19 protein-coding genes and 1 tRNA gene are annotated in these 24,170 nt (G+C 58.0%); 9 read left to right on the top strand and 11 right to left on the bottom strand.

Translation table 11 applies throughout. The features are described 5' to 3' along the window. The first annotated feature begins 417 nt into the window (after positions 1-417). The gene (locus K227x_RS24480; protein ID WP_145178409.1) at positions 418-1,812 is read left to right on the top strand and encodes a sulfatase-like hydrolase/transferase; all 1,395 of its coding nucleotides are present in this window, start codon (positions 418-420) and stop codon (positions 1,810-1,812) included. Positions 1,813-1,913: 101 nt separating this feature from the next. Here the strand turns inward: K227x_RS24480 and egtB are convergent, their stop codons facing one another. Both egtB and egtD read right to left on the bottom strand, forming a co-directional pair. Next, a complete protein-coding gene (gene egtB, locus K227x_RS24475; protein WP_145174117.1) occupies positions 1,914-3,173 on the bottom strand; it encodes an ergothioneine biosynthesis protein EgtB in 1,260 nt (419 codons plus the stop codon). Between the two features lie 84 nt (positions 3,174-3,257). Further along, positions 3,258-4,211 carry an L-histidine N(alpha)-methyltransferase gene (egtD, locus tag K227x_RS24470; RefSeq protein WP_145174115.1) on the bottom strand — a complete coding sequence of 318 codons (954 nt, stop codon included), beginning with the start codon at positions 4,209-4,211 and terminating at the stop codon, positions 3,258-3,260. Positions 4,212-5,139: 928 nt separating this feature from the next. Between egtD and K227x_RS24465 the strand changes: the two genes are divergently transcribed. After that, positions 5,140-6,789 carry an FAD-dependent oxidoreductase gene (locus K227x_RS24465; protein WP_145174113.1) on the top strand — a complete coding sequence of 550 codons (1,650 nt, stop codon included), beginning with the start codon at positions 5,140-5,142 and terminating at the stop codon, positions 6,787-6,789. Between the two features lie 39 nt (positions 6,790-6,828). Here the strand turns inward: K227x_RS24465 and K227x_RS24460 are convergent, their stop codons facing one another. From K227x_RS24460 to K227x_RS24445, 4 genes are all read right to left on the bottom strand, one after another. Continuing rightward, the gene (locus K227x_RS24460; RefSeq protein ID WP_145174111.1) at positions 6,829-7,155 is read right to left on the bottom strand and encodes a hypothetical protein; all 327 of its coding nucleotides are present in this window, start codon (positions 7,153-7,155) and stop codon (positions 6,829-6,831) included. Between the two features lie 110 nt (positions 7,156-7,265). Then, positions 7,266-9,089, bottom strand: coding sequence for a carbohydrate-binding family 9-like protein (locus K227x_RS24455; RefSeq protein WP_246146193.1), 1,824 nt, complete (start codon positions 9,087-9,089; stop codon positions 7,266-7,268). A gap of 176 nt (positions 9,090-9,265) precedes the next feature. Continuing rightward, the gene (locus K227x_RS24450; RefSeq protein ID WP_145174108.1) at positions 9,266-10,726 is read right to left on the bottom strand and encodes a sulfatase-like hydrolase/transferase; all 1,461 of its coding nucleotides are present in this window, start codon (positions 10,724-10,726) and stop codon (positions 9,266-9,268) included. Positions 10,727-10,948: 222 nt separating this feature from the next. Beyond that, positions 10,949-11,022: transfer RNA gene (locus tag K227x_RS24445), tRNA-Pro, on the bottom strand. A gap of 171 nt (positions 11,023-11,193) precedes the next feature. Between K227x_RS24445 and K227x_RS24440 the strand changes: the two genes are divergently transcribed. The 6 genes from K227x_RS24440 to K227x_RS24415 all read left to right on the top strand — a co-directional run bounded on the left by K227x_RS24440 (position 11,194) and on the right by K227x_RS24415 (position 15,901). Then, positions 11,194-12,192 (top strand): NAD-dependent epimerase/dehydratase family protein, encoded by a 999-nt coding sequence (locus tag K227x_RS24440; protein ID WP_145174105.1) that lies wholly within the window; start codon positions 11,194-11,196, stop codon positions 12,190-12,192. Positions 12,193-12,400: 208 nt separating this feature from the next. Continuing rightward, positions 12,401-13,660: a beta-ketoacyl-[acyl-carrier-protein] synthase family protein gene (locus K227x_RS24435; RefSeq protein WP_145178405.1), complete on the top strand. Its 1,260-nt coding sequence runs from the start codon at positions 12,401-12,403 to the stop codon at positions 13,658-13,660. A gap of 87 nt (positions 13,661-13,747) precedes the next feature. After that, positions 13,748-14,008, top strand: a complete 261-nt coding sequence (locus K227x_RS24430) for an acyl carrier protein (RefSeq protein WP_145174102.1) — start codon at positions 13,748-13,750, stop codon at positions 14,006-14,008. A gap of 81 nt (positions 14,009-14,089) precedes the next feature. Beyond that, the gene (locus tag K227x_RS24425; protein WP_145174099.1) at positions 14,090-14,719 is read left to right on the top strand and encodes a hypothetical protein; all 630 of its coding nucleotides are present in this window, start codon (positions 14,090-14,092) and stop codon (positions 14,717-14,719) included. A 19-nt stretch (positions 14,720-14,738) separates the two neighbouring features. Further along, a complete protein-coding gene (locus K227x_RS30815) occupies positions 14,739-15,221 on the top strand; it encodes a hypothetical protein (protein ID WP_218933494.1) in 483 nt (160 codons plus the stop codon). 317 nt (positions 15,222-15,538) lie between these two features. Further along, entirely contained in the window at positions 15,539-15,901 is a 363-nt protein-coding gene (locus tag K227x_RS24415) for a hypothetical protein (protein ID WP_145174096.1), read from the top strand. A gap of 223 nt (positions 15,902-16,124) precedes the next feature. On the opposite strand, the gene K227x_RS24410 is transcribed toward K227x_RS24415, so the two are convergent. Further along, positions 16,125-18,866 (bottom strand): DUF1592 domain-containing protein, encoded by a 2,742-nt coding sequence (locus K227x_RS24410; protein WP_246146188.1) that lies wholly within the window; start codon positions 18,864-18,866, stop codon positions 16,125-16,127. A gap of 248 nt (positions 18,867-19,114) precedes the next feature. Between K227x_RS24410 and K227x_RS24405 the strand changes: the two genes are divergently transcribed. Then, positions 19,115-19,690, top strand: coding sequence for a cytochrome c oxidase subunit 3 (locus tag K227x_RS24405; protein WP_145174094.1), 576 nt, complete (start codon positions 19,115-19,117; stop codon positions 19,688-19,690). Positions 19,691-19,694: 4 nt separating this feature from the next. Here the strand turns inward: K227x_RS24405 and K227x_RS24400 are convergent, their stop codons facing one another. The 4 genes from K227x_RS24400 to K227x_RS24385 form a co-directional block, all read right to left on the bottom strand. Continuing rightward, positions 19,695-20,297: a hypothetical protein gene (locus K227x_RS24400; RefSeq protein ID WP_145174091.1), complete on the bottom strand. Its 603-nt coding sequence runs from the start codon at positions 20,295-20,297 to the stop codon at positions 19,695-19,697. 88 nt (positions 20,298-20,385) lie between these two features. Next, on the bottom strand, positions 20,386-21,054 hold the full coding sequence (locus K227x_RS24395) for a bifunctional 4-hydroxy-2-oxoglutarate aldolase/2-dehydro-3-deoxy-phosphogluconate aldolase (protein WP_145174087.1): 669 nt from the start codon (positions 21,052-21,054) through the stop codon (positions 20,386-20,388). Next, positions 21,051-22,340 (bottom strand): lactate racemase domain-containing protein, encoded by a 1,290-nt coding sequence (locus K227x_RS24390; RefSeq protein WP_145174085.1) that lies wholly within the window; start codon positions 22,338-22,340, stop codon positions 21,051-21,053. The genes K227x_RS24395 and K227x_RS24390 overlap by 4 nt, the downstream gene beginning before the upstream one ends. Continuing rightward, positions 22,337-24,043, bottom strand: a complete 1,707-nt coding sequence (locus tag K227x_RS24385; protein WP_145174082.1) for a leucine-rich repeat domain-containing protein — start codon at positions 24,041-24,043, stop codon at positions 22,337-22,339. Before K227x_RS24385 ends, K227x_RS24390 begins: the two co-directional genes overlap by 4 nt. Positions 24,044-24,170: the final 127 nt, after the last annotated feature.

Here is a 24,170-nt window from a genome sequence, read left to right as displayed (position 1 = left end):
GCACGTGTACGATTGGATGACAAAGTAAAAGTCTCCGGTGGGGATGGGGCGGACGAACAGAAAAGCACACGCAGCGTCGCGACAACGGGCGCTGCCTTGCTGCAGCGGAATGGAATCGCCTAAGCCGGTCAATGGACAGCCTGAACGACCCACGCCGTGCGTTGGACGGAACCCATGGAATATAGCAAGGTGACGCAGTGAGGGACGCTTTTAGTGCCGGTCTTGGACTTCCGATCGCAGTTGGCCGGCGAATCCACCGGGGCCTGCGTTTGCGTGTTGTCTACGAAACCATCCGGTGGCGGTGGGGCGGTTAGAATGCGTTTCCCCGCCGTGTGTCGGGAAATCGTCGGATTGCCAGATTGCAGGCTGGTCGCCGATCGCAAGCTGTCCGGTTACGCAGATGGAGAATCACAAACGATGAAGTCGCTGATTGCAGTCCTAGCTGTTTTGCTGAGTTCGCTTGCCGGCGGGGTGGCAACCGAGGCGGCCGAACGTCCGAACATCATTCTGATCATGGCCGACGACGTCAGTTGGGAAGCCTTCGGAAGCTATGGTGCCCAGGACTACGAGACGCCGCATATCGACGCACTTGCGGCTGGCGGTGTCCGATTTCGCCATTGTTATTCGACCCCGATCTGCACTCCGTCGCGAGTGATGATCATGACCGGGCAATACAATTTTCGAAACTACACGCACTTTGGGTATCTGGATCCGAACCAAAAGACTTTCGCGAACTTGTTGCAGGATGCCGGGTACAAGACGGCGATCGCGGGCAAGTGGCAGTTGAACGGTCTGTACAACAAGCTGCCCGGTCACGATGATCCTTCGCGCCCTCATCAAGCAGGATTCGACGAATACAGTCTGTGGCAGCTGACGCATGTGAAGGACAAGGTGAGCGAACGGTTTTGGAGTCCACCGATCCAGCAGAACGGCAAGTTCATGACTGCCGCAGAAAACGATGGCAAGTACGGGCCGGATCTGTTCTGTGATTTTCTGTGTGACTTCATGCAACGGAACCGCCAGCAGCCTTTCTTTGCTTATTACCCGATGGTCTTGGTCCACGACCCATTCGTGCCTACTCCCGACACGATCGGCGACGCTCCGCGAACTCAGGTGGCCAACAAGCGGAACAAAAATGGCAAGGCGAACTTTCAGGCCATGGTGAACTACATGGACAAGATCGTCGGCCGGATCGTTGCGAAGACCGAGGATCTTGGGATCGCTGAAAACACGTTGATCCTGTTCACCGCCGACAACGGTACGAACGTGTCGATTCGTTCGCGTTGGAACGGAGTCGAGATCCGAGGCGGCAAAGGCACCATGACCGATATGGGCACTCATGTCCCGCTAGTGGCTTACCAAAAAGGGGTTACCGCAACAGGCCAGGTGCTGGATGACTTGGTGGACTTTACGGACATCTATCCGACGTTGGCCGATGCAGCCGGTATCCGGTTGGGGCCATCCGATCCGATCGACGGTCGAAGTTTCCTGCCTCAACTTCGCGGCCAGCCGGGCAACCCACGCGATTGGGTGCTGTGCCACTATCAGCCGTATTGGAACAAACAGCCCGGACAGTTCGCGCGGACTGGCCAATTCAAACTGTACCGCGATGGTCGTTTCTACCAACCGGCCGATGACTTGGATGAATCCGATGACCTGTCTAAACAACTGACCGGCAAACAGCGGCTGGAAGCTCACCGCAAACTGCAATCGCTTCTGGACAGTGCTCCTCCGGCACCCGCCGGCCACGGAGATCGGGAGACAAAGGATCGACCGATCTATCCCGATTGGAAATCGCTTCACACCAAGTGAGCGGTGGAGAATCGGCGATGGGAAAACGTCGCCTTGGCTTCCAAGATAGAACTGGTCAGGTGCCCAGGCAGGGTGTCTAGGATATGGGATACGAAGTCGTCTTATTCCGCGAGACGTATTCCGGCGAACTGCCAGCGCGTGGACGCGGGAAAGAAGTTTCGATAGGTGGGCCGAATGTGGCTGCTGTGGGTTGCCACACTACCGCCGCGAAGGACGTGTTGGTCACACATGAATTTGCCGTTGTATTCGCCGACCGCGCCGGCCGGTGGCTTGTATCCGGGATATCCCAAGTAGTTGCTGGCCGTCCATTGCCAGACGCTGCCGCAAAAGCCATGGGGGGATCGGGTGGGGTGGATGGCCAGTTGTCGATCCAGAAGCCAGTCCACGAACGGGGCGTCGTCGTCGATCGTGGTTTGTGCGGCCGCGATTTCCCATTCGAATTCAGTCGGCAGTCGTTTGCCTGCCCATCGCGCGAATGCATCGGCCTCGTAAAAACTGACGTGAGCCACCGGGGCGTCTAGGTCGACAGGCCGAAGTCCGGCGAGGGTGAAGAACATCGGTACGTCGTCAACATCGATCCAGTACATCGGTGCCTGCCACCCGTTCTGGTTCACGGCGGACCAGCCCATCGAAAGCCAATGCTGCGGCTGTTGGTACCCGCCATCGTTCATGAACTGCAGATACTCGCCACAGGTGACCAGCACCGAATCCACCGCACACTGGTTCAGGAACACCTTGTGCCGTGGTGATTCGTTGTCGAATGCGAACCCGTTGGTATCGTGCCCGATTTCGTAAACGCCTTCATCGATGTTGATGGGAGTTTTCGATCGTGTTGAATCGCCGTCAGCGGCAGAGTCAGCGGTACGGTCCAGCGGCAATGCGTGGTACTGGGGCCAGGTTGGATTGCACGACAGAGCGTGCTTGATGTCCGTCAGGATCAGTTCCTGATGTTGTTGTTCGTGTTGGATTCCAACTTCGATCAATCGTTGATGCTTGGCTGCGAAATCCGGTTTTTGCAATCGCTGGATCATCTGCTGATCCACATGACGACGGTAGTTTTGGATCTGTTCCAAACCGGGCCGCGAAATCATGCCACGCCGCTGCCGCGGGTACTGATCGCCAACGGTGTTGTAGTAGGAATTGAACAGAAACTTGAACTGTGGATCGAACGGCTGGTAGTCCGATTCTTGGGCTAGAACGAATGTCTCGAAGAACCAAGTGGTGTGAGCCAGGTGCCAGCGAGTGGGGCTGGCATCGTCCATCGATTGGACCATGCAGTCTTCGGCCGATAGGGGCTGGGCAAGTCGCACGGTGAAGTGGCGGACCGATTGGAATGAATCGGCGATCGAGTTGGCAGTCATGTTGATTTCCCGTGGCTGGGCCTAGCCAGTCGCAGTGACGCATGCGTGGTTGGTTTGTCAGATTTTCGATCGTGCGGGAAACCTTCAATCGAGAACCAAGTGCAGGACGCCAAAGTAGTCCCGCGAGTCCGTCCAATGCTTGTGCAATGCGAAACCGTACTGGGACGCGAACTCGGCGAACCCGTCGATGGTGTACTTGTGCGAATACTCGGTTCGAATCGTTTCGCCTTTGCGAAAGCTGAACGTGGTGCCGCCGATCCGGACTTGCTGGTCACGCTGGCTGACGATGGAGATTTCGATGCGGTGTTGGTCCGAGTTGTAGACCGCTTGGTGCTTGAATTCGTCGAGACGAAAGTCGCCATCGAGTTCCGAGTTGATTCGTGAGAGTAGGTTCAAGTTGAAGTCAGACGTGATGCCAGCCTGGTCGTTGTAGGCCGATTCGATCACGGAAACTTCTTTTTGCAGATCGATGCCGATCAATAGGCCACCCTGAGGGCCGAGTATCGATGACATGAACTGCAACAGTTCGCCGGCCGCTTCGGGAGTGAAGTTCCCGATCGTGGATCCCGGGAAATAGATCGCCACATGGCTGTAGTCCTGGTTGGACTGGGGCAGCGAGAACGGTTGGGTAAAGTCCGCCACTACCGGCAGAATCTCGGTTTCGGGATAGGCCGTTTGCAGGCCCTTGGCGGTTCGCAGCAAATGGTCCTCGGAGATGTCGACCGGAACGTACGCGACCGGTGTGTCCAGCGCGTCTAGCAGCACCCGTGTTTTGATGCTGCTGCCGCTGCCGTATTCGACCAGCATCACTCGCGATCCGATCTGATCAGCGATCGAATCGGCATTGCGTTCCATGATCTGCAGTTCGGTCCGCGTCGGGTAGTATTCGTCGGTTTCGCAAATCTTGTCGAACAGTTCCGATCCACGTTGGTCGTAAAGATACTTGCACGACAGCGTCTTTTGCGACTTCGATAGCCCCGATTGGACGTCCAGGAGGAAGGCGTCCACAGGCGTCGCTGTGCCGATAGATGGATTCATAAGATCGCTGATTCCGTTGATGGACTGTTGGTAACGGCAAACTATGTGTCGATTCGTGCCGCTGACCTTGCCGCGCACTGGTGGATAGTACGGGGATGGGAATGCCCCGTTGGTAGTTTAAGGGCATCTTCGGACCTCTGCAGAGGAATCGGACCAGCAGCCGAAGTGCATCAGTGCACGTTGCGTGCCTTTCACGCAGCAAGAGTGATGCCCTGACCGCAGCGTCTTTCGGTTGGTTAGGCGGTTTGGCAAACGCATTGGTTCCTGCGTTCAACCGGGGCTATCGGCTAAGCGGTTTGTGGGGGGGATTGCCGGATCCGCGTCGCTTCGCTCCTTGATCCGGCCTACTTCCGTTTGTAGTACCGGCTTCAGCCGGCTTTTTTGGGCGGTTCGTGTTGGTGCGCCGGCCCCCTCACCCCCGTCCCCTCTCCCCCGGATTGAATTCGAGCGGGGCTCGTGTTCAATCTGGGGGAGAGGGGGGCATCGGAGGTGGTGGCCTTGTTAGCCTCGGTTTGGTCACCGAAGAACCGGGGCTATCGGCTAGGTGGTTTTGGGGGGATTGCCGGATCCGCGTCGCTTTGCTCCTTGATCCGGCCTACTTCCGTTTGTAGTACCGGCTTCAGCCGGCTTTTTTGGGCGGTTTGTGTTGGTGCGCCGGCCTCCTCACCCCCGTCCCCTCTCCCCCGGATTGAATTCGAGCGGGGCTCGTGTTCAATCCGGGGGAGAGGGGGGCAATGGTGGTGGCCTTGTTATCCTCGGTTTGGTCTCCGAAGAACCGGGGCGATCGCCCTAGCCGTTCATGGGTGTGTCCCAGGCTACCTGGCTTGCCCTGGATGTGTCTTTGCGTCTTGGTGGACGATCACTCCGCTATGCTAGGATGGCGGACTAGCCATAGGCGTCTGAGACGTACCCCAACGATAGGAACTTGATGTCATACCCCACCGCCGACCGCGTCGCTTTTCCAGAGTTGACTGAACAAGAAATGGATGATCTTGCTCGGATTGGCATGGTCCGCGATTTGGCGACAGGTGAGTCGCTTTTCGAAAGTGGGCAAAAGGACTATTCGTTCTTTGCGGTCGTCTCTGGGAATGTCGCAATCATCGATCGGTCCAGCGGCGACGCACGCGAGTTGTTGGTACATTCGGCCAAGGGGTTTGCCGGAGACGAAGCCATTCTGACCGGACGCCCGGCAACGGTTTCCGCGCGGGCACGTGATGATTGCCGAGTGATTGAAGTCACCGCCTGCCGGATTCGGCGAATGCTGGGTGAGATTCCGACGCTAAGCGACAAGCTGTTGACTGCGTTTCAAGCCCGTCGCCAAATACTGGAAGAATCGGGCTATCTGGGGATACGTTTGGTCGGCTCGGCCAATTCGAAGGACACGATGCGTTTGCGTGAGTTCTTTTACAAGAACAAGGTTCCGCACACGTTGTTCGAGACCGACACAGAAGCGGGCAAAGCGTTGCTGGCTGAGTGCGACGCGACGGTTGCCGAGACGCCTATCTTGGTTTGTGGTGAGAGTGTCGTGCGACAGCCGACACTGGCCAAGGTTGCCGAATGTTTGGGGATTTCAAGGCAGATTCCCGACCTGACTTATGACGTGTTGATCATCGGCGCCGGGCCGTCAGGGTTGGCGGCCGCGGTCTACGGTGCCTCGGAAGGGCTTCGGACCTTGGTGGTGGATCGGGTCGGGCCGGGTGGTCAAGCCGGCCAAAGTTCGCGGATCGAAAATTACATGGGGTTTCCATCGGGGATTTCAGGAACCGATTTGGCCAACCAAGGGTTTCTGCAGGCGTTGAAGTTTGGGGCCGAGTTCACTGCCCCGGTGTCCGTTGTTTCAATGTCGCGTGCAGACAACGGCCATCATGTGCTGGAGTTTTGCACCGGCCAATCCGTCCGTGCAAAATCGGTGTTGATTGCGACCGGCGCATCCTATCGGCGACTACCGCTGGATGAATGCGAACGGTACGAGGGCGTCGGAGTCTATTATTCGGCAACGTCGGTCGAAGCCCGAGTGTGCCAGGGTTCGACGGCCATCGTTGTCGGTGGCGGCAACTCCGCAGGCCAGGCGGCGATGTTCTTGTCGCAACACGCACAGCAGGTCCGTGTGCTGCTGCGGGGCGATGACTTGCGCAAATCGATGTCCAGCTATCTGGCAACGCGGATTGAAAACACTGCGAACATCGAAGTTCAGTATCACAGCGAAGTATGCGGCATGTCGGGTGACGGGAGCCTGAACCAAGTGCACATCGACAACCGTCAAACCGGCCATCAGGAATGGGTGCCCTGTTCCGCAGCATTCATCTTTGTCGGGGCCAAACCGCACACCGAATGGCTACCCGAATCGGTGGCCTTGGACCAGCGCGGTTTCGTTCTGACTGGTCCGGCGATCGGTGATCATGAAAGATGGGTGTCGGCAAAACCGCCCTGCGAACTCGAGACAACGCTGCCCGGAGTGTTTGCATCGGGCGATGTCCGCAGTGGCACAACGAAACGCTGTGCCTTTGCCGTCGGCGATGGCGCACTGGCGATTACCTGTGTCCATCAGTACCTGAGCCGGGACCCCGAAGCCGTTTAGGGGTGGCCAGCAAACGGAATCCCGAAAGGGATCCGTCGATCATTCAGCAGCCGGCACGGGGATCGTGGTCGATGCGATGACTTCGTCTGCAGAGTCTTCGAAATGGGATTTGCATCCTTCGCTGCACAGGTGAGCGGTGTAGCCATATTGTTCAACAGCAAACTCTGGCTTGCCGTCCATGCCGAGGCTGCAAACGTAGCACTTGCTGATCACATGGTCTTCTTTGCCGTCCAGCAGGTCGGCTTGCTTCAGCGACGCCAAGGTCGCGGCGGGGACTTCAGGCGATGCCGCGTTTTCGCCGCTATCACCGCAGCCCATCGTCAGTGGCAGGGCCATCGCCAGTAGCAAGAATAGATTTCGTGTCATGGTCGGTATCCAAGGTAATCGTGGGGGGAAGGATCGCTTCGTCATTTCGTCACCGCTGGGAACGGTGACCGGAGTATTGAAGAATACCATCGTTGAATTCGCTGGCTTGATCAATCCAGTCCCAGCACTCTGGTCGCGTTGCCGCGGTAGATTTTTTCGAGGACTGGATCGGGCAGGAAAATGCCGTAGATGTTCCAGAACCCTTGTCGGTGGTGCGATTCTGCGGTGTCAAAGTATTCGTCGTCGGTTTCCATGAACCGATAGTAAAGCCGGTACGCCTCGGCATCAGGAGTCGTATCGGTGCCGAACATGATGCGGTCTTGATAGCGGATGAAAAACTTTCGGCTGCTGTACGGTTGCCGTCCTAGTTCCGAGATCCGTGCGTCGATGTCGACGTAGAAATTGGGATACTTGTCCAACCATTGTCCGACGGTTTCCAGGTCTTCCGGGTTGTTGCCAAAGTGAGCCCCGATGAATGTGGTCTTCGGATGTTTGGCGATCGCTCGATTGCGTTGATCAAGCAACTCTTCGCGAGACGGAAACTTGTCGCCATGGAATAACCAGCCGGGGTGGTCATTCAGTTCGTGCCAGCGTTCATTGAATCGATCCAGCGGCGTAAAGAAAGCGGCGGGGTCGGAGGTGTGGATCATCACCGGGCGTTGCATCTCGCCACACAAGGCCCAAATCGGATCCAACCGTTCGTCATCAATCGTTAGCAGGTTGCCATCGCGATTGCGATAAGACAGACCCAGCGATTTGTGAAACTTCAGCCCTTTCGCACCGGCTTCGAAGCTGTTGCGAAGACGCGCCGTTTCGCGTTGGGACCAGCCTTCGGTTTCAAAGTCACGCAGATTGATCAGTGCGAATGTCAAGAACCGGCCGGGGTGAGCCGTGTCCAGTGCAGCGACGGTTTCCGCCAGCTTGTCGTCCCAGCCACCATCAAGATTGACAACGGTCTGGACGCTGGCGTCGTCCATTTCTTGCAAGTACCTTTTGACGCGTTCTACAGTCAGCACGCTCGCTCCGCCGCCCAGGTGATTGTGCACGTCAATGACAGGATACGTGGGCGTGTTGACTCGCGTCACTTTTGTTTTCAGCATGGACTTCGGCTGCCAGTCGGCAAGTTTCAATTCGCGGATGTCATCCTTGGGCGTTTCGGATTCGACCACTTTGCCAAAGACCAGGGTGCCGAAGTTTTTCGAATCATGGAAGCTTGGCCCCGTCCTCGCCCAATCCCAGCCCGTGGTTTTTTTCTCGTCGTGATCCACACGGTAGAAGTTTGCACGCCACTGCGTGCCTTCTTTGGGCGGCACGTTTCGCAGCGGTTCCAGAACGAGGTAGGGAATGAACACTTCCGCGCGCCACCCGGTGACGCCCGACATCGATTCGTTTTTGCCTCCCGTGGCTGACACCTTCTTTTGAATCCTCTTATCGCCGTCGTAGTGCCACGGACGCCAACCGAGAAACTGTCCATCAAGATTTGGGACAAGGATGGGAAGTTCGTAACCGAGTGGCGAGATTTCGTATTCAAAGTAGACAGGGTCTTTGGGGTTGGTCCAAAAGAAGCACTCGAAAACATCTTCGGTCCACAGGTCCAGGAAATCTTCTTGCATGGTTGCGGTCAGCGTCTTGTCGCTGCCGTCGAATAGGACATAGATGCCCTTGTCCGAATACATGATTTTGAACTGCGCGGTGTAGTCGAGTTGCCCGTTGCCTCGCCGGTTCAGCGGAACCCATTGGCAGGTTTCCCATGCCTGGGCGTCGCCTTTGCCAGTGACATCAAAGTCGTCGCACTTTGGCACAATCAACGTCGGTAGATCCGCCGCCAGTGCGGCGGTGGGAAGCACGATCGGCAGCAAGGCAGCCGCGACCAGAGGCATCGCTAAACAAAACCGATGACAGGTTCTTTGGATGCAGGTGGGCCAGGATGTCATGGGTGTCTCCGATGCTGCGATCGCAGAAGGTCGCAGACAAATGAATGGGCTCGATGGTGCGTGAGCACGGGAAGTCAGATGCTGTTCGGTCGCGAACCGAGTCGGCGCTTGGCATGATTGTAAGCGTTCGACGTGCCCCCGTTGGATGGTGGCGGTCGTCCAGGCTTGTTGCGAAGCTAGCGAGCGATGGCGGAGTAGTCTTGGCCGTTGACGCTGCGAACGACCGAACGCATCCAGTCATCGAGTTCCTGTTTCATCTCTGCCAATCGCGTTTGCTGATCGGGATCGTCAGATCGATCCGTGGTTTCCATTGCGTCGTCGGCTAGGTTGTACAGTTCGTACCGCGTGCCATTGATGCGGTGCAGTTTCCACGGCCATCTGTTCCAGGCTGCATGCCCGGTCGCTGTGTCTTCGGGGAACTGTGGGAATTCATCGACGTCCTTGCGAATGCGATCGGGGTTATGAGGCAGCGGTGCACCGGCCTGCTGCTTTTCCATGATCGCTTTCTGGATGCGGTCGCTCCAGGTCGCCTGTCCCGTTTGAAATTTGTGCCAAAATCCCATCGGCTTGGTTCGCTTGTGGGCCTTTCCCACAATGATGTTGCTGATGTCTGTCCCGTCCATCGGGTAGGTTGCGCTGGATGGGATTCCAGCCATCGCCAGCAGCGTCGGATAGATGTCGCACGTCCATGCCGGCACAGCCGTTCGTCCACTGATTTTCTGTGCCGGCCACTGGATGATCGCTGGGATCCGCAGACCTCCCTCGTAGATGCTGCCCTTGCGATCGCGACCGCCGGAAGTCGCTTCGACAAGCCCGCCGTTATCGCTGCAATACCATAGGATTGTGTTGTCGGCGATCTGGGCGCGTTTCAGTTCACGACGCAGTCGCCCAACTTGTTGGTCCAGCAGTGTGATTTCACGATAGTATCCGGCATGCTTCTCGTCATCGTAAAGCGACGGGCCGGCCGGAACTTCTTGGTGTGGGTCGTGCGGTGATGGGAACCAGACAACGGCGAACAGTGGTTGATCCCCATCTTTGTGTTGGTTGATAAACGTGATCGCGTCATCCATCGCGATCACGGATCCCTTGCCTAGGCGGTGTTCGATTTTGCCGTTGCGGCTGAGGTAGGGATCGTTGTCGAAAAAGTTCAGGCCGATCACCCATTCGTCAAATCCCATGCCCGTTGGATTGCAAGGCGATTCGGGTTGTCCCGATCCCAAATGGACTTTGCCAAAGATCCCGGTGACGTATCCTGCCGCTTTCAGTGATTCCGCAATGGTCTGTTCGTGGGGCCGCATGTATCGACCATGGTTGGTCACTTTGGTGCGGATGGGGTTGCGTCCGGTCATCACGCTGGCGCGAGTGGGTGAGCACACGGGCGCCGCGGCATAGAAACGGTCGAACACGAAACCGTCCGCTGCCATCGCGTCGAGTTCCGGCGTCTGCACAAACGGATGGCCGTTGTACCCGACATCGCCCCAGCCCTGGTCGTCCGCCATGACAAGGATGATGTTGGGCTTACGACCGCCGTCGATTGGGGCCGTCGGTTCTTGTTCGGCCGCCACCGACGACCGTGCACCAGACGCCGCGAAAAGAATGCCCAGGGCGGTCAGCAAAACAAGGTTCAGGATCTTCATCGAGGTGTCCGCTATGCAAATCGGGGTCACTGGCTTGCCGTCCAACATGATCGGCAAATTTCAGCCCCATTCGTCTAGCTTACCTTGCCGCCCGATCCGATTTCAGCGGCGACATCGCGGGCACGCTCGACACGAAAAGCGTGGAAGACTGCGTGCGGCGGTGACGGTAGAACGAAAAACAGCCCGCCGCAAATGAATGCGACGGGCTGTTTTGTCTTCAAATCGGGGCGACAGGATTCGAACCTGCGACCTACTGGTCCCAAACCAGTCGCGCTACCAGGCTGCGCCACGCCCCGAGATTTGTCCGCCGAAGCGATTCGGAATCAGTCCGATTCGTCTCGACGTCCGGACAGATTAGCGGACGGCCGGGTTTTGCGAAAGGTTCACTTCGAGGATGCTAGGCACGAAGATGGAAAATGGCCTCCGAAGGCCGAGTTTTGCGAGGTATGTACGGGAAATAACGGCAAATGAGGGTACTGGTAACTGGCTGTGGTGGGTTCTTAGGCAGCGAAATTGTTCGACAATTGCTCAATCGGGGCGACGAAGTTTTCGGAATTTCTCGTCGCGAGTACCCGGAGTTGGTCCGCCAAGGCATGGTGGCGGTCCGCGGCGACCTGACCGACGGCAAATTTGTCGCTTCCTCGGTGGCCGACGTGGACGCGGTCGTGCACACCGCGGCGGTGGCCGGCGTGTGGGGGCCGTGGCAGCATTTTTATCAGAACAATACGGTGGCGACCGAGCACGTGATCGCGGCCTGTCGCGATCGGGGAATCGGCCGGCTGGTGTTCACCAGCAGCCCCAGCGTGACCTTCGGTGGCGATCATCAGCGGGGGGTGGATGAATCCGAGCCCTATCCGGATCGGTGGTTGTGTCACTATCCCCATACTAAGGCGCTGGCCGAACAGGCGGTCTTGGCGGCGGATGATCCAAGCGGCCTGCGGACCCTGGCACTGCGGCCTCACCTGATTTGGGGGCCCGATGACCCGCATCTTTTGCCGCGGATGTTGGACCGAGCCCGCAAGAAACGGCTTCGGATCGTGGGCGACGGGACCAATCGGGTGGATACTGTTCACGTTATCAATGCCGGTGCCGCCCATTTGGATGCCCTGGACGCTTTGGCAAAAGATCCGGACCGGTCGGCCGGCCGCGCCTACTTCATCGCTCAAGACGAACCGGTCAACTGTTGGGACTGGATCGCCAATGTCTGTCGCTTTGGCGGTGTCGCACCGCCACAGAAACGGATTTCAGCGGCCGCCGCCTATCGGGTGGGGGCCGTGTTGGAAGCCGTGTACCGAATGACTGGCAAGACGGACGAGCCACCGATGACGCGATTTGTGGCCGCCCAGTTGGCTCACGACCACTATTTCGATATTTCGTCGGCAAAGGATCGTCTGGGGTACCACGTGCGGATCGGGATGCAGGACGGGTTGGATCAGCTGGAACAGGCCTGGTCCGGACGGTCGTGATGGGGGGGGGCGGACGCAGGAGCTTTGGCAGCAGGAGCTTTGGACGTCGAAGTATCAAACGCAGGGGCTTTGGCAGCGAGCGTTTGAGTGACTCCCCAAAACCAGCCCGTTGCCTAGAAAGCCGTGCATTGGTAGCCTTCTGGTTCATCCCTGCGGGTCTGATTCGGTAAGACGGGTCCCCGACTTCGCCCTTGTGAAAATCAATTCCGTGATCGCACCTAGCCGCGCCTCTGAACTTCCCGACAACCAGCGGATCGTCATTACCGGGATCGGTTTGACGGCTCCGAATGGCAACGATTGGCAGACTTATCGTGAAGCCCTCTTGGAAGGCCGCAGCGGTGTCAGCCCTTACGAAATTCGCTACTTCGGCAAAACATTGGCCGGGATTTGCGATTTCGATGCCAAGCGATATCAGTCGAAAAAAGACATTCGCCGCGGGACTCGGGCCGGCAGCGTCGGTGTTTACACCGCCAACGAAGCGGTCAAGCATTCCGGATTGGACTGGGAAAACGTGGACAAGTCACGCGTCGGCATTTATGTCGGTGTGACGGAGCACGGGAACGTCGAAACCGAGAACGAAATCCACATCATCAAAGGGTTTGACTACGACACCAGTTGTTGGTCACACCACCACAACCCGCGAACGGTCGCCAACAATCCAGCGGGCGAAATCGCATTGAACATGGGGATCACCGGCCCGCACTACACCATCGGCGCCGCCTGTGCCGCTGGCAATGCAGGGCTGATCCAAGGTGCCCAGATGCTGCGGTTGGACGAATGTGATGTGGCGATCGCCGGTGGGACCAGCGAAAGCATCCACACGTTCGGGATCTTTGCCAGTTTCAACAGCCAGAACGCGCTGGCGACCAACGAAGACCCGACCAAGGCGTCACGCCCCTTCGATATGAATCGAAACGGCATCGTGGTTGCTGAAGGCGGTTGTCTGTACACGTTGGAACGCTTCAGCGACGCCAAAGCACGCGGTGCGACGATCATCGGCGAACTGGTCGGCTATGCGATGAACACCGACGCCACCGATTTCGTGCTGCCCAACCCGGAACGCCAGACGCAGTGCGTCGAAATGGCGCTGAAAAGAGCCGGTTTGCAGGCTGATCAGATCGACATCGTCAGTACCCACGCCACAGGCACCAACAGTGGCGATACGCAGGAGTGTCTAGCACTGCGGAATGTATTTGGCAAATGTACGAACACCCGAATCAATAACACCAAAAGCTATATCGGGCATGCGATGGGGGCGGCGGGTTCACTTGAATTGGCCGGTAACCTATCGTCTTTCCAAGATCGAGTGGTTCACCCGACGATCAATGTCGACCAGCTCGACCCCTCCTGTGAACTGCCCGGTTTAGTGCTAAACGAATCTCAGGAGGTCGCCAAGGTTGACTACATCCTGAATAATTCGTTTGGCATGTTGGGAATCAACTCGGTCGTGATCATCGGACGCGTTTAAACCGAGCTAGCCCCGCCTGCTTTCTAAGTCACCAAGTTCTGATCCATATCCATCGTCGAAAACGACGTTTTGGGAGCCACCTAAGCGATGACGCCTGCTGAAATTAGAGACGAAATTCTAGATATCCTCGAGGATATTTCGCCTGACGACGACCTCGAAAATCTTGATGACGAAAAGGCGTTTCGCGACCAGCTTGAACTCGACAGCATGGATTTTCTGGACATCGTGATGGAACTGCGCAAGCGCCATCGCGTTCAGATTCCTGAGGAAGACTACGGCCACTTGGCCAGCATGCATTCGACGGTGACCTATCTGGAACCGAAGATGAAAGACATCGTGAAGTCCTAGCCACAGCAGGGATTCGGTGGAGAACCCCTTCTCTGGCGTTGGTGACTGCGGACACTTCAACAAGCCGGAGCCGAATCCCAAATGTTGGTCAAACGACTGAGAGATTGTTGCCTTGTGCTGGCGATCGGATGCTGTTTCGCGTCCGGGGCGCCGGCCGGTGATCCCCCAAGCGGCCAGGCCGTGGTGGTTGGATCTACCGCTGCCAAATCCGACGCGGATGACGGTGCTTCCCCGTCCGCCAAGCCGACTGCGTCGCGCAAAACCCATGAAGAAGCGATGGCGGCGCGAAAGCAAGAATGGATGCGCCAGCGGCGTGCGATCCTAAGCCACAGCAGTGATCTTGGGATCGGTGCCAGCCTAGGCCAGAACCGGTCTCGGCAAACGGTCATTCGCAAGGATGGGAACGCCGACGCGATCGCTCGACTGCAGGCATCCCAGGATGCGGTTTCAAGCCTGCTGCTGTCGCACTCTCTGTACCAGTACAACGACCTGTATGGATATCGATTGTACGGTCGATCGATCCTGTTCGATTGGCACCCGCCCGTGGTGCAGCAGGTCGGCAGGCGGTGGGTGATCCGGCCCGGCCATTTCCACGATCACCGATCACACGGTGGACGATACTACCGTGGTGGGAACGGCTATTCCTACGGTCGATCCTACGATTGGGGAAGCCCGTACTCCTACGGGTCGCCGCCGCTCTGGCAGCCCTAACGATCCCGGCAGCAGTCGAATGCCTCGGGCGTCCCGCCGCCGAACTTGCCTTCGCCTTCAGCCTTCAGCCTTCAGCCTTCAGCCTTCAGCCTTCAGCCTTCAGCCTTCAGCCTTCAGCCTTCAGCCTTCAGCCTTCGCACCCGCACCCGCACCCGCACCCGCACCCGCACCCGCACCCGCACCCGCACCCGCACCCGAACTTGAACTTGAACTCGAACTCGAACTCGCACCCGAACTCGAACTCGAACTCGAACTCGAACTCGAACTCGAACTCGAACTCGAACTCGAACTCGAACTCGAACTCGAACTCGAACTCGAACTCGAACTCGAACTCGAACTCGAACTCGAACTCGAACTCGAACTCGAACTCGCACCCGAACTCGAACTCGCACCCGCACCCGAACTAGGCGATCCGTCCGCCCCTGCGGCCGACCCAGCATCAAACCCGCCGGTTCACGCCGTGCGTGACGGCCGGAGAACCGGACCATTTCGAACCAGCTAGCGATCAACCTGGTGCCTGTCGAATCCATTATGCGACAGGGGTGTGTTCGAAGTGATGACGTTCATCGGATAACAGTGCTCGGGTGACATCAGGACGCAAGTTTCACGGATTTTTGTTGGGCGGTTGTAAGTCTATTGCTGCAAACGGTTTGCCGTGTTTCCCGCGGCAGTTCTTGGTGAGTTTCCGGCGGATCTGGTCTGCCATGTGCATTGAAAGAGCACTGTTCCCAAAGCGAATCATCGAGTTCGCAAGAAATACTCCCCCCCGCCTCGTGCCACTGACGGCCCACGAGGCAAGCGCAAGAAAGGCACCTGAAAATGTTCAGACTAACCAAATGGATGGTTGCACCCCTGTTGGCAGCCGGAATGATGTTCGCCGCTGATACGCCTAAGGCTGACGCTGGCGGTTTTTCGATCTCGATCGGCGGCGGTAACTACGGCTCTCACGGCTACCGCTCGTATCGTCCAAGCTATGGGTACGGCTATCAGTCTTACCGACCGTCGTACAACAGCTACTACGGTCATGCCCCTAGTTACCGAGTGCCTGTGTATCGTCGCAGCGTTGGTCACTACGATTATCATCCGACTGAAATTCGTCGTCATGGAAACCACTATGACGTGACGCCTGGTCACTACGACTACCACCGGGGCGGCCACTATGGTCACCACGGTCATCACTAGTGTGTCAGAGAGTCGATCGCTTAGGGTAGCGGGAACGGATCAAGGGTTCGTCGATTGAATCTTCCCGAGATGGTCGAACGAATTTTGCAAACTCGAAACGTCAGCCAGTGGGTCAACAGGATCCTCTTGCTGGCGTTTTTCGCGTTTCGGCGACACGTGTAATTGCTATCCCGAAGTGGAGTCGCGAAACGAAACGGTCCAGTCGGGCCGAGGTCGGCGTCGTTCAGTTCCGGACCAGTTCGCTTAGCAACAGTTCTTCGACGATCGCTTGGTAGGTTCCACCGGCCTTCATCGCGTTGGCGTGAATCTTTTGGACGATGTTATGGTCGGCGGCCACGAGAGGTCGTCCCAGTGAAAACTGCACAACCTTGCGAGTCAGGCACTGTGCGACGCGGTCGCTGCTGGCCAGTTGCTGCATCAGTTCGCTAGCCGTTTGATAGGCGACTGATTCCGCCTCGCCCGGAAACAAGATTTCTCCGTCCTGGCGAAGTGAGTTGCCGAATTCATCCTCGACGCGATAAGTCCCCAGTCCGTCGTATCGTTCCAGCCCAAACGCCAGTGGCTCGAATCGTTGATGGCAGCCCCCGCAAGCTTCGCTCTTGATCCGTTCGGCTGCGACGCTACGGTGGGTGCGTCCGGGGCGAGTCGGCACCGGTGTGATGTCCAGTCCGGGCGGCGGGTCGCCCACTTCGCTGTACAGAAGGTCGCGCAGTACAAACAGTCCGCGCGTGACCATCGACGCGTTATCACCACCGATCGTCAGCACACTTCCCTGTGTCAGCAGTCCACCGCGGGACGGGACCGAGGTTAGGTCGTAGCGTCGAAACCCATCGGGGAAGTCGTCGTCAGCAGATCTTTCGGCTGACACGTCTGCGGTTGCAATCGATTCGTCCGGGGCATCCCATCGATAGTGTTTGGCCAACCTTGGCGTGGCATAGGTAAAGGGGGCATCGAGGAGTTTGGATAAGGGTTGTCGCTGTTGCCAAACGAGGTCTCGAAAGAACTCCGTCGTTTCGACTCGCATGTCGTTGGCTAGATTTTCATCCCAATCGGGAAAGTGAGATGGATCGGGAGACAGGTGATGCAGTCGGTCCAAGTCAAGCCATTGATGCACGAAGTCGATCGATCGTTCCACCGCAAGTTCGTCTTCCAGCATGCGTTGGATTTGATGGCGGACCAAGTTCGGTTTGTCCAGTTGTCCCCGCTCGGCGGCACGGATCAATCGTTTGTCAGGGGATGATCCCCAAAGGATGTAACTGATGCGGGCAGCCATTGCGTAACCGTCGATTGCACCGGCGCTGTTGGATGTTGCCGATCCATCGGACATTTCCGACTGTGGTTCGATCCGATACAGGAATCGCGGTGATTGCAGCATCGTCTGCAGCACGTATTTCACCGCGTCCCGGTAGGTTCCGCCCGCGCTGGCAACACTGGTCGATACCCCGCGGTACAAGATGACTTCGTCATTGGTCAGCGGTCCGCGCAGCACCCATCGCCCCATCGACTCGATCAGGGATCGCATGTCGGGATCGGTTAGCGTTTCATTTTTGGCGTAGGGTTTGGCGAACTCAACCACATCCATTTCGTCGACAATGATCTCGGCCATCTGCGCATAGGCGTTCACGTGGGCGAAGTCGACGTTCAAGTTGTAGGCCGTGTTTCGGAATCCATCGGCCCGGCCATCCGCAGGTAGGATCTCACGAGCTTGCAGGGCGACGTCGACGCCAACGGTTGCTTTGACGGTCGAAATGTATTCCGTCACGGTCAGTCGTTGGACCCAGTTTTGTTGGGGGCGGGTGTGCCGATAGATCGCCGGGTCAACGTAATCGATGGTCCACTGTGCGCCCTCGTTGATCCACCGCCGCAGCACCGACTTTTGTTCATCGGTAAGCGGTTCGCGGTCCAGCGGCATTTCGTCCGATTCGACGGCGGTGTAAAGAAGTGAATGTCCAGCATCGCGGGGAACGATGGGGCCACCGGAATCACCGCCGACAAAGGCGCCCGCGCGTCGCGACAGATCCAGACCGCCCTGTTTCGAAGCCGAGTCATGGCATTCCAAGCAGTGTTTCGACAACAGGGGCGCAATTTCAGTCTGGAACGTGTTGGGATGGTGCGGGTTGGTCGCTGGGGCCGAGCCGGACGCGGCAACGGTATCGGCGGACCCCGGACCGGCGGCGGCCGACTTGCCGGGGCCGACTCGAAAGTTCTGTTGAACCTGGTCGGCAGAAAGCGATCGGTTGTAGATCGCGACCAAGTGATAGGTCCCGATCCAGGGGCGACCACCACTGATCTCGTTACCGATCCCCAGATTGAACGAATCGCTCCATGAATCGAAGTCGCCTTTCACGTCTTGGTGGGTGATCGGGTTTCCGTCTTGGTAGATCGTGGCATGCCCATCCCGGTCACGAGTGAAAACGACGTGGGTGATTTCTAGTTGCGAATCGGTAGGTTGGGTGACGGTGGACGGCAGTCCGTTGGCGTCTCGCGATGCGCTGCGAAGTCGCACGTCAAAAGCGGCGTTGTCTTGGCCGAGCGTGAAGTTGCGTTGGACGGAGTTTTGCGAGAAGGTGACGATCCGAGCTGGTCCGGATTGTTGAATCTTGGCTGGTCGAATCCACGTTTCGATCGTCAGTTCGCCGGATTGCTTGACCGCCGCCGAAAGTTTGCGAGTGTTTCGGTCGCTGGCGATGGTGGTTTCGGCAGTGACTTCTAATGAACCGGGCAAGCGACGCACTGCATTGACATTGCTGATTCGCATGTCGATCGGGTCGCCAACGTCCGAATTGTCGTAGACCACATCGCCGGTGTCCTGGAAATCGTACAGCACGACCAAGCCGTCGGTCACACGCTGGTCGGCGGTTTGGGCGGGATCAGCCAAGGATGCGGTTTCGGACAGTAGTCCCAGGGCAGCGGCGATGGCGGATGCTAGCCAGAGGTGTGACAATGAATGTTGGCGACCTAGCACAGATAGCGTCCCTAGAGAAGGATCGGAGCAGAACGGCGTTCATTCTAGCCCGTCACGCAGCAGGCGGCGGGCCGCAGATTTTGATCACTCGTGGGAACTGGGCATCTGCATCCCGATCGAGCCCGTTTTCGATTCGCCCCTCTTTTGCGTTTCCTGGGATCAGGCAAACTGTAGGTCAGCTTGGCTCACTTCCAACGATTTCCATCTCGTTTCCAACGATTCCTGTCCTTTAGCCCGCGGTTTGACGCATGCTCCCCAACGATCGGCGGTACCAGCTTGGCGGGCTGTTGTTCCTGATTTCCCTCAGCGTCTTCTTTGTCACCAGCATCCTGCTGTACGGGATTTACGCCTACACACGTCGAGGGGACATCCAGAGCACCGCTCCGATGCCGGCCAGTTTTCTGGTCAGCACGGTATGCTTGATCGTGGTCAGCGGGTTGGTCCACTTGGCGACGCGAACGGTTCGCCGCGAACGCAGGGGCCAGACGACGTTGCTGTTGCTGGCCAGCGCGGCTTCGGCCGTCATCTTTATGGGCGTCCAGTTTTACGCGATGTCCGAGATGCTGGCGGGGCCTGCCCTGCAGGGCGGGACGGGCAAAGGGGTTGCCGGGATGGTGGTCGTGTTAGCGCTTCTGCACGCTCTGCACGTGGCCGGTGGTGTGATCGCGTTGGGGATCGTTTCGGTTCGGTCGTGGTTGGGACACTACGATCACGAACGTCATTGGCCCGTCGACTTTTCGGCTCAATATTGGCACTTCTTGGACGTCGTCTGGCTGTGCATGCTGGTTCTGTTTTGGTTCACAACCGGCGGCTTCGCGTTCTAGCCTGCTAGGCAGCCCGCGACGTGGGCGTCGATTCTGTTCGCTGCAGGCCATTGCCGTGGTCCAAGTATCCATGGGTGAACGTTCTTTCGTTCAGCCCCAGCAGTTCGACTCTGATCGGCACGCTTCGCATCAGCGCATCACCGCCTGCGGCCGCACGGCCAGCGAACCCATCGCCCGCCTCGTGATTGATCCGCCCTGCCAATGCCATCTTCAAGCTGATGGTCGTCATCGGATCGATGTTGGCGGGGAACAGTGTTTGGTCGGCTTCGACGTGACTGACATCCATCGCCTGCCAAACACCGTCGTTCATTTTCAGCCACACTTTGGCGCCCAGCAGAGCGTTGGGGAGTGTGCTGTTGTTGACGACGGCTAGATGCAGCCAATACTTCAGAAAAGTTCGTTCCGGTGGCATGCCGATTCGACGGAACGCTTCACCGTCCTCCATCGGCATCAGGGCACATCCGGTTAGATCGCCGATCGGATGGATGCCCAGGTCGGGGCGTTCGCGGTTGGCACGGACGAGCCAGAAATAGAATGTCGACGAGACGGCCAGCAGCGATCCCCCCAAACTGACGTAGTCGCTGATCACACTGGATTCGATGGGCATGCTTGGCCTTCGGTCAAACTCTGTTCTGGTCACGGTCGCTTTTCTTCTGGTAACCGACAGCGATAGCCTTCGACAAGAGCAACCTGGACTAGTGCGGCCGCATCTCTTTCACGATCCCGGTGGCTTCGACGGCGTGATTGATCAGGTCGGACCATTGTTGGCTCTGGATGATCGGTCGTGAAGCGATCCATCCCGCCCCGATCGCCGTCACATCTTCGTGGTACAGGTACGCCGGTGCGTTTTCGGATGTGATCCCCCCGGAAACAAAGTACTTGATGCCCAGATGTTCGTAGGGCATCGCCAGAGTCCGCAGATATTTGACACCGCCCATCGGTTCGATCGGGAACACTTTCACGTGGCGGCAGCCCAAGTGAATGGCGGATTCCAATTCGGACGGTGTGATGATTCCCGGGATGAACGGCAGTCGTTGTGCGCGTGCTTCCTGAACGACTTCATCGCACAATCCATTTGCGGCGGCCAGTGCGGCCCCAGATTCGATCGCCGGTGCGATCTGGTCGGGGTTCAGGATGGTTCCCGCGGCCACCATCATGCCGGGAACTTCATCCCGGATTTTCCGCATCGCGTCGAAGGCAACGTCGGTGTGGAGTGCGATCTCGATGACGTCGATGTGGCATGCCAGCAACGCTTTGGCCAACGGGATCGCAGCGGACACATCATCGATCGTGGCTGTCGGGATCATCCCACAGCGTCGGATTCGGGCCAGTAGATCGGCTGGAAAGCTTCCGTCGTCATTCATTTCAAGTTCTCCAGGTCATCGCCGGCATTCAAACGGATCGGTTTCGGCTGGGTCAAGATTTCCAGGTTCGCGTCCTGTTGGGCCGCGTCCCAGAATCCTTCGCTGCAATCGATCATTTCCAAACGCAGCGTATCGGCAATTCGCATCCACTTCATCCGGGCAACTGGAATTCGCCCGTTTTGGGACAGGACGGCTTGGAAGACTTCGCGATCGGAGTCAAACGTCAGCGGGATGGCGCCGGCGGTTACATGTTCGCTGGTCACACAGTTGATCCGCGTTGCGTGGTGGTCCATCGCGTTCACGACCCGCCGGTGACAGTACTCGGCGATCCCTATGCCGGCTGCATTTCCGGCCGTTTTGGACGACAAACTGCGTACATGGATTTGTTTGATCTTGGGGAACTCGTCCGCAGCCGCGACCTTGTCGTTGAATTTGCGGCCGATCACGTTCGTGTCCATTCCGGTGCCACTGATTTCCTTGCCGACTTGATCGACGATCAGCAGTTCCGCGTGGTCGAACGGCAACTTTGGCATGCGTGATCGTGCGATCGCCAGCAGTTCGGGTTCCCGATCCAGAAAACATGCGGCCGGGACCGCTTCGATGATCGATGTGTGTTCGAAGGCGTCCTCTACCACAGCGATGCCCATCGTGATCGGCATCGCGTGACGGACCACGCCTACGATATCGTCGGCCAAAGAATCCAACCGGTAGTGATGTTCGGAAAAGACTTGGTGATAGATCGCAGCGCCCCGGTGTTTGCCCAGCCCGATCATCAACATCTTGATCAGACCGCTTTCATAGCGACCGGTCAGTCGGGTGTGAGGTTTGATGCGGTTGATCACGATGACATGGTCGCATTGGCTGGCGGCCTGATCAAAATGAATGTCGATGCCATGCGATTGGCCCACGACGACCGTTTCCATCGACGAAACAATCGGGGCCCCGACGGTGGATTCGGTGACCCCCAGAGACGCAAGCACATTGGATTGGCCATCGGCCGTTGCCCCGCCGTGGCTGCCCATTGCGGGAACAACGATTGGCGTGGCACCGGTTTGACGGACCGAATCAGCCACTGCGGCGACGATCCCAGTCAGGTTGGTGATGCCTCGGCTGCCGACGGCCAGTGCAACCCGTTGGCCCGGATGAATGATGCCGCCCAACCCGACCCGCCGCATCTCGTTGGATACCGCAAACTGGATGTCGGGAATCGCATGCGAATCAAACCTTTGCCGCACGCGAAACATTTTGGGAAATGCGATCGGCGAGCGATCCAAAGTGGTCGTCATGGTTGGGGTCGCAATTCCAGCGGGTTGATCTTGGCATCGGTCGATTGGCGGATTCTGTTCAGCCCCGTTTCGGACACACCGGTTCGTTGAACATCGATGTTCGAAAGTTGCGTTTTGGCCGCGATGGTATCGATCGATTCATCGGTGATCGCCGTGCCGGTCATCCACAGCACACTGATCTTCGCCGCTGGTTGGATCGCATCCAGAACGGGGTCGCCGCAATCGGTCCAGCTGAGGTCCAGTTCGCGAAGGTTGACCGCTTGGGACAACCAAGTTGCAATCTGATTGTCGACTTGTGTCGCCTCCAATGTCAGTTGTTCCAGCCGGGCTGGATTCGGGGCCAACCGCAGGACGGCTTCGTTTCCGACCGGCAAACGGGCTAGGTCAAGCCACGTCAGATCCGGTTGCGGATCGATCGACGCCAGCCCCGTTTCGGTGACTTGGCAGCCCGCGAAACACAATGATTGGATTTGGCGATTGCTTGGATTGTCGATCAGAGTCGCATCGTTGATGGCCAAGAATTCGGAAAGCTTTCTCGCCGCGGGCACCTGGTCGGTTTCGATCGGGGTGTCGTCAAGCGGCGAATCGATGCGATACAGTTCCGCCAGTTGATGGTAGACGGCGAGTCGATCGGCAAGATTGCCACCGTCTAGCATGCGATGCGTTTCGGCGATCGCATGCGCATACCATCGGGCGATGTCATCGCGACGTTGGGCGGCCAAACGTCCATCGGTTCTCAGTTCGTCCGGCGGCATCTGGTCGCCACCGACCAGCACACGGTACCGCGCGAATTGAAGCCGCGGTGAATCCCAGCCACCCACGGTGGCTTGGTTGCCATGGATGCTGAGTGATTCAAAGTAGCCTGCGATGCCTTCGACCAGCCAGAAATCGCGAGCTTCCCCAGGCATCGATCGCCCCAACCCGCTGCGAGTCGCTTCGCGGAACAGTTGGTGGACCAGTTCGTGTCGTCGCGTGGCCGCGTCGTCGTTTTCAGCGGCGTACACACACATCGCTTTGCGTGCGTCGCTATAGAATCCCGTGGAACGTTCGATGCCCGGGACGTCTCGCGCAAGCGCAGCGGCGTAGCCCGACACGTCACGGAACAGGATCACTTTCATCTTTCGCCGGATCGTGATGCGACCGCGATTGGACTTCAGGTGATCCACGATGGAGTCGTCGGGTGCCGCGCCCGCCATCACACCGGTGACTTGCGGACTGCCTTCCCACAGCGGAAAGAACATCTGGGTCCAGCCCCAATAGCAGCGTTCCAGGTCGTCCGCCACCGTCACCGAATCGTCCTTGTCGGCTTGGCTATAGATGACAAAGTGAGGTGTGTCGATTTGGGCGTAGGTGCCTGGTTTCCAGTTCAGCCACGACGGTGCCGATCGGCTGCGTTTGGCCGACCAGCCTGGCGATCCTGATAGAGGCAGGCCTAGGAATCGGCGGATCTCGGCGTTGGCTGGATCGCGGTGATGTTCGCGCCACACTTGCATGTAGGCCCGCCATCCTTCGCCAGCGTACGATCCTAGCGATTGGTCGGGATAATGTGCCGCGGCGTTCTTGGGGGCGGTAGGGGAGGAACCCGAATCGGGGGCAACTTCGGTCTGATCCGCCGTTTCCGTTTGGATGGTGGCATCGCGGTGGATGATCGGCAGCAGCAGCGTGGTCCGATCCGAGGCCGGATGGGGTGGTTCGGCCGCCATGCCTACGGAAAATAACAGGCAGCAGGATGCGGCAACCGCTAAAGTTGACCTCACTGAACACTCCAACATCTCGGTTCCCAAAACATCTTTCCCATCGTTCCGTGCTGCCTATTAGACTGGGGCTGTT

The sequence above is a fragment of the Rubripirellula lacrimiformis genome (assembly GCF_007741535.1).
In the GTDB taxonomy this organism is placed as follows: domain Bacteria; phylum Planctomycetota; class Planctomycetia; order Pirellulales; family Pirellulaceae; genus Rubripirellula; species Rubripirellula lacrimiformis.
This window is presented reverse-complemented; position numbering and strand designations above follow the sequence as displayed.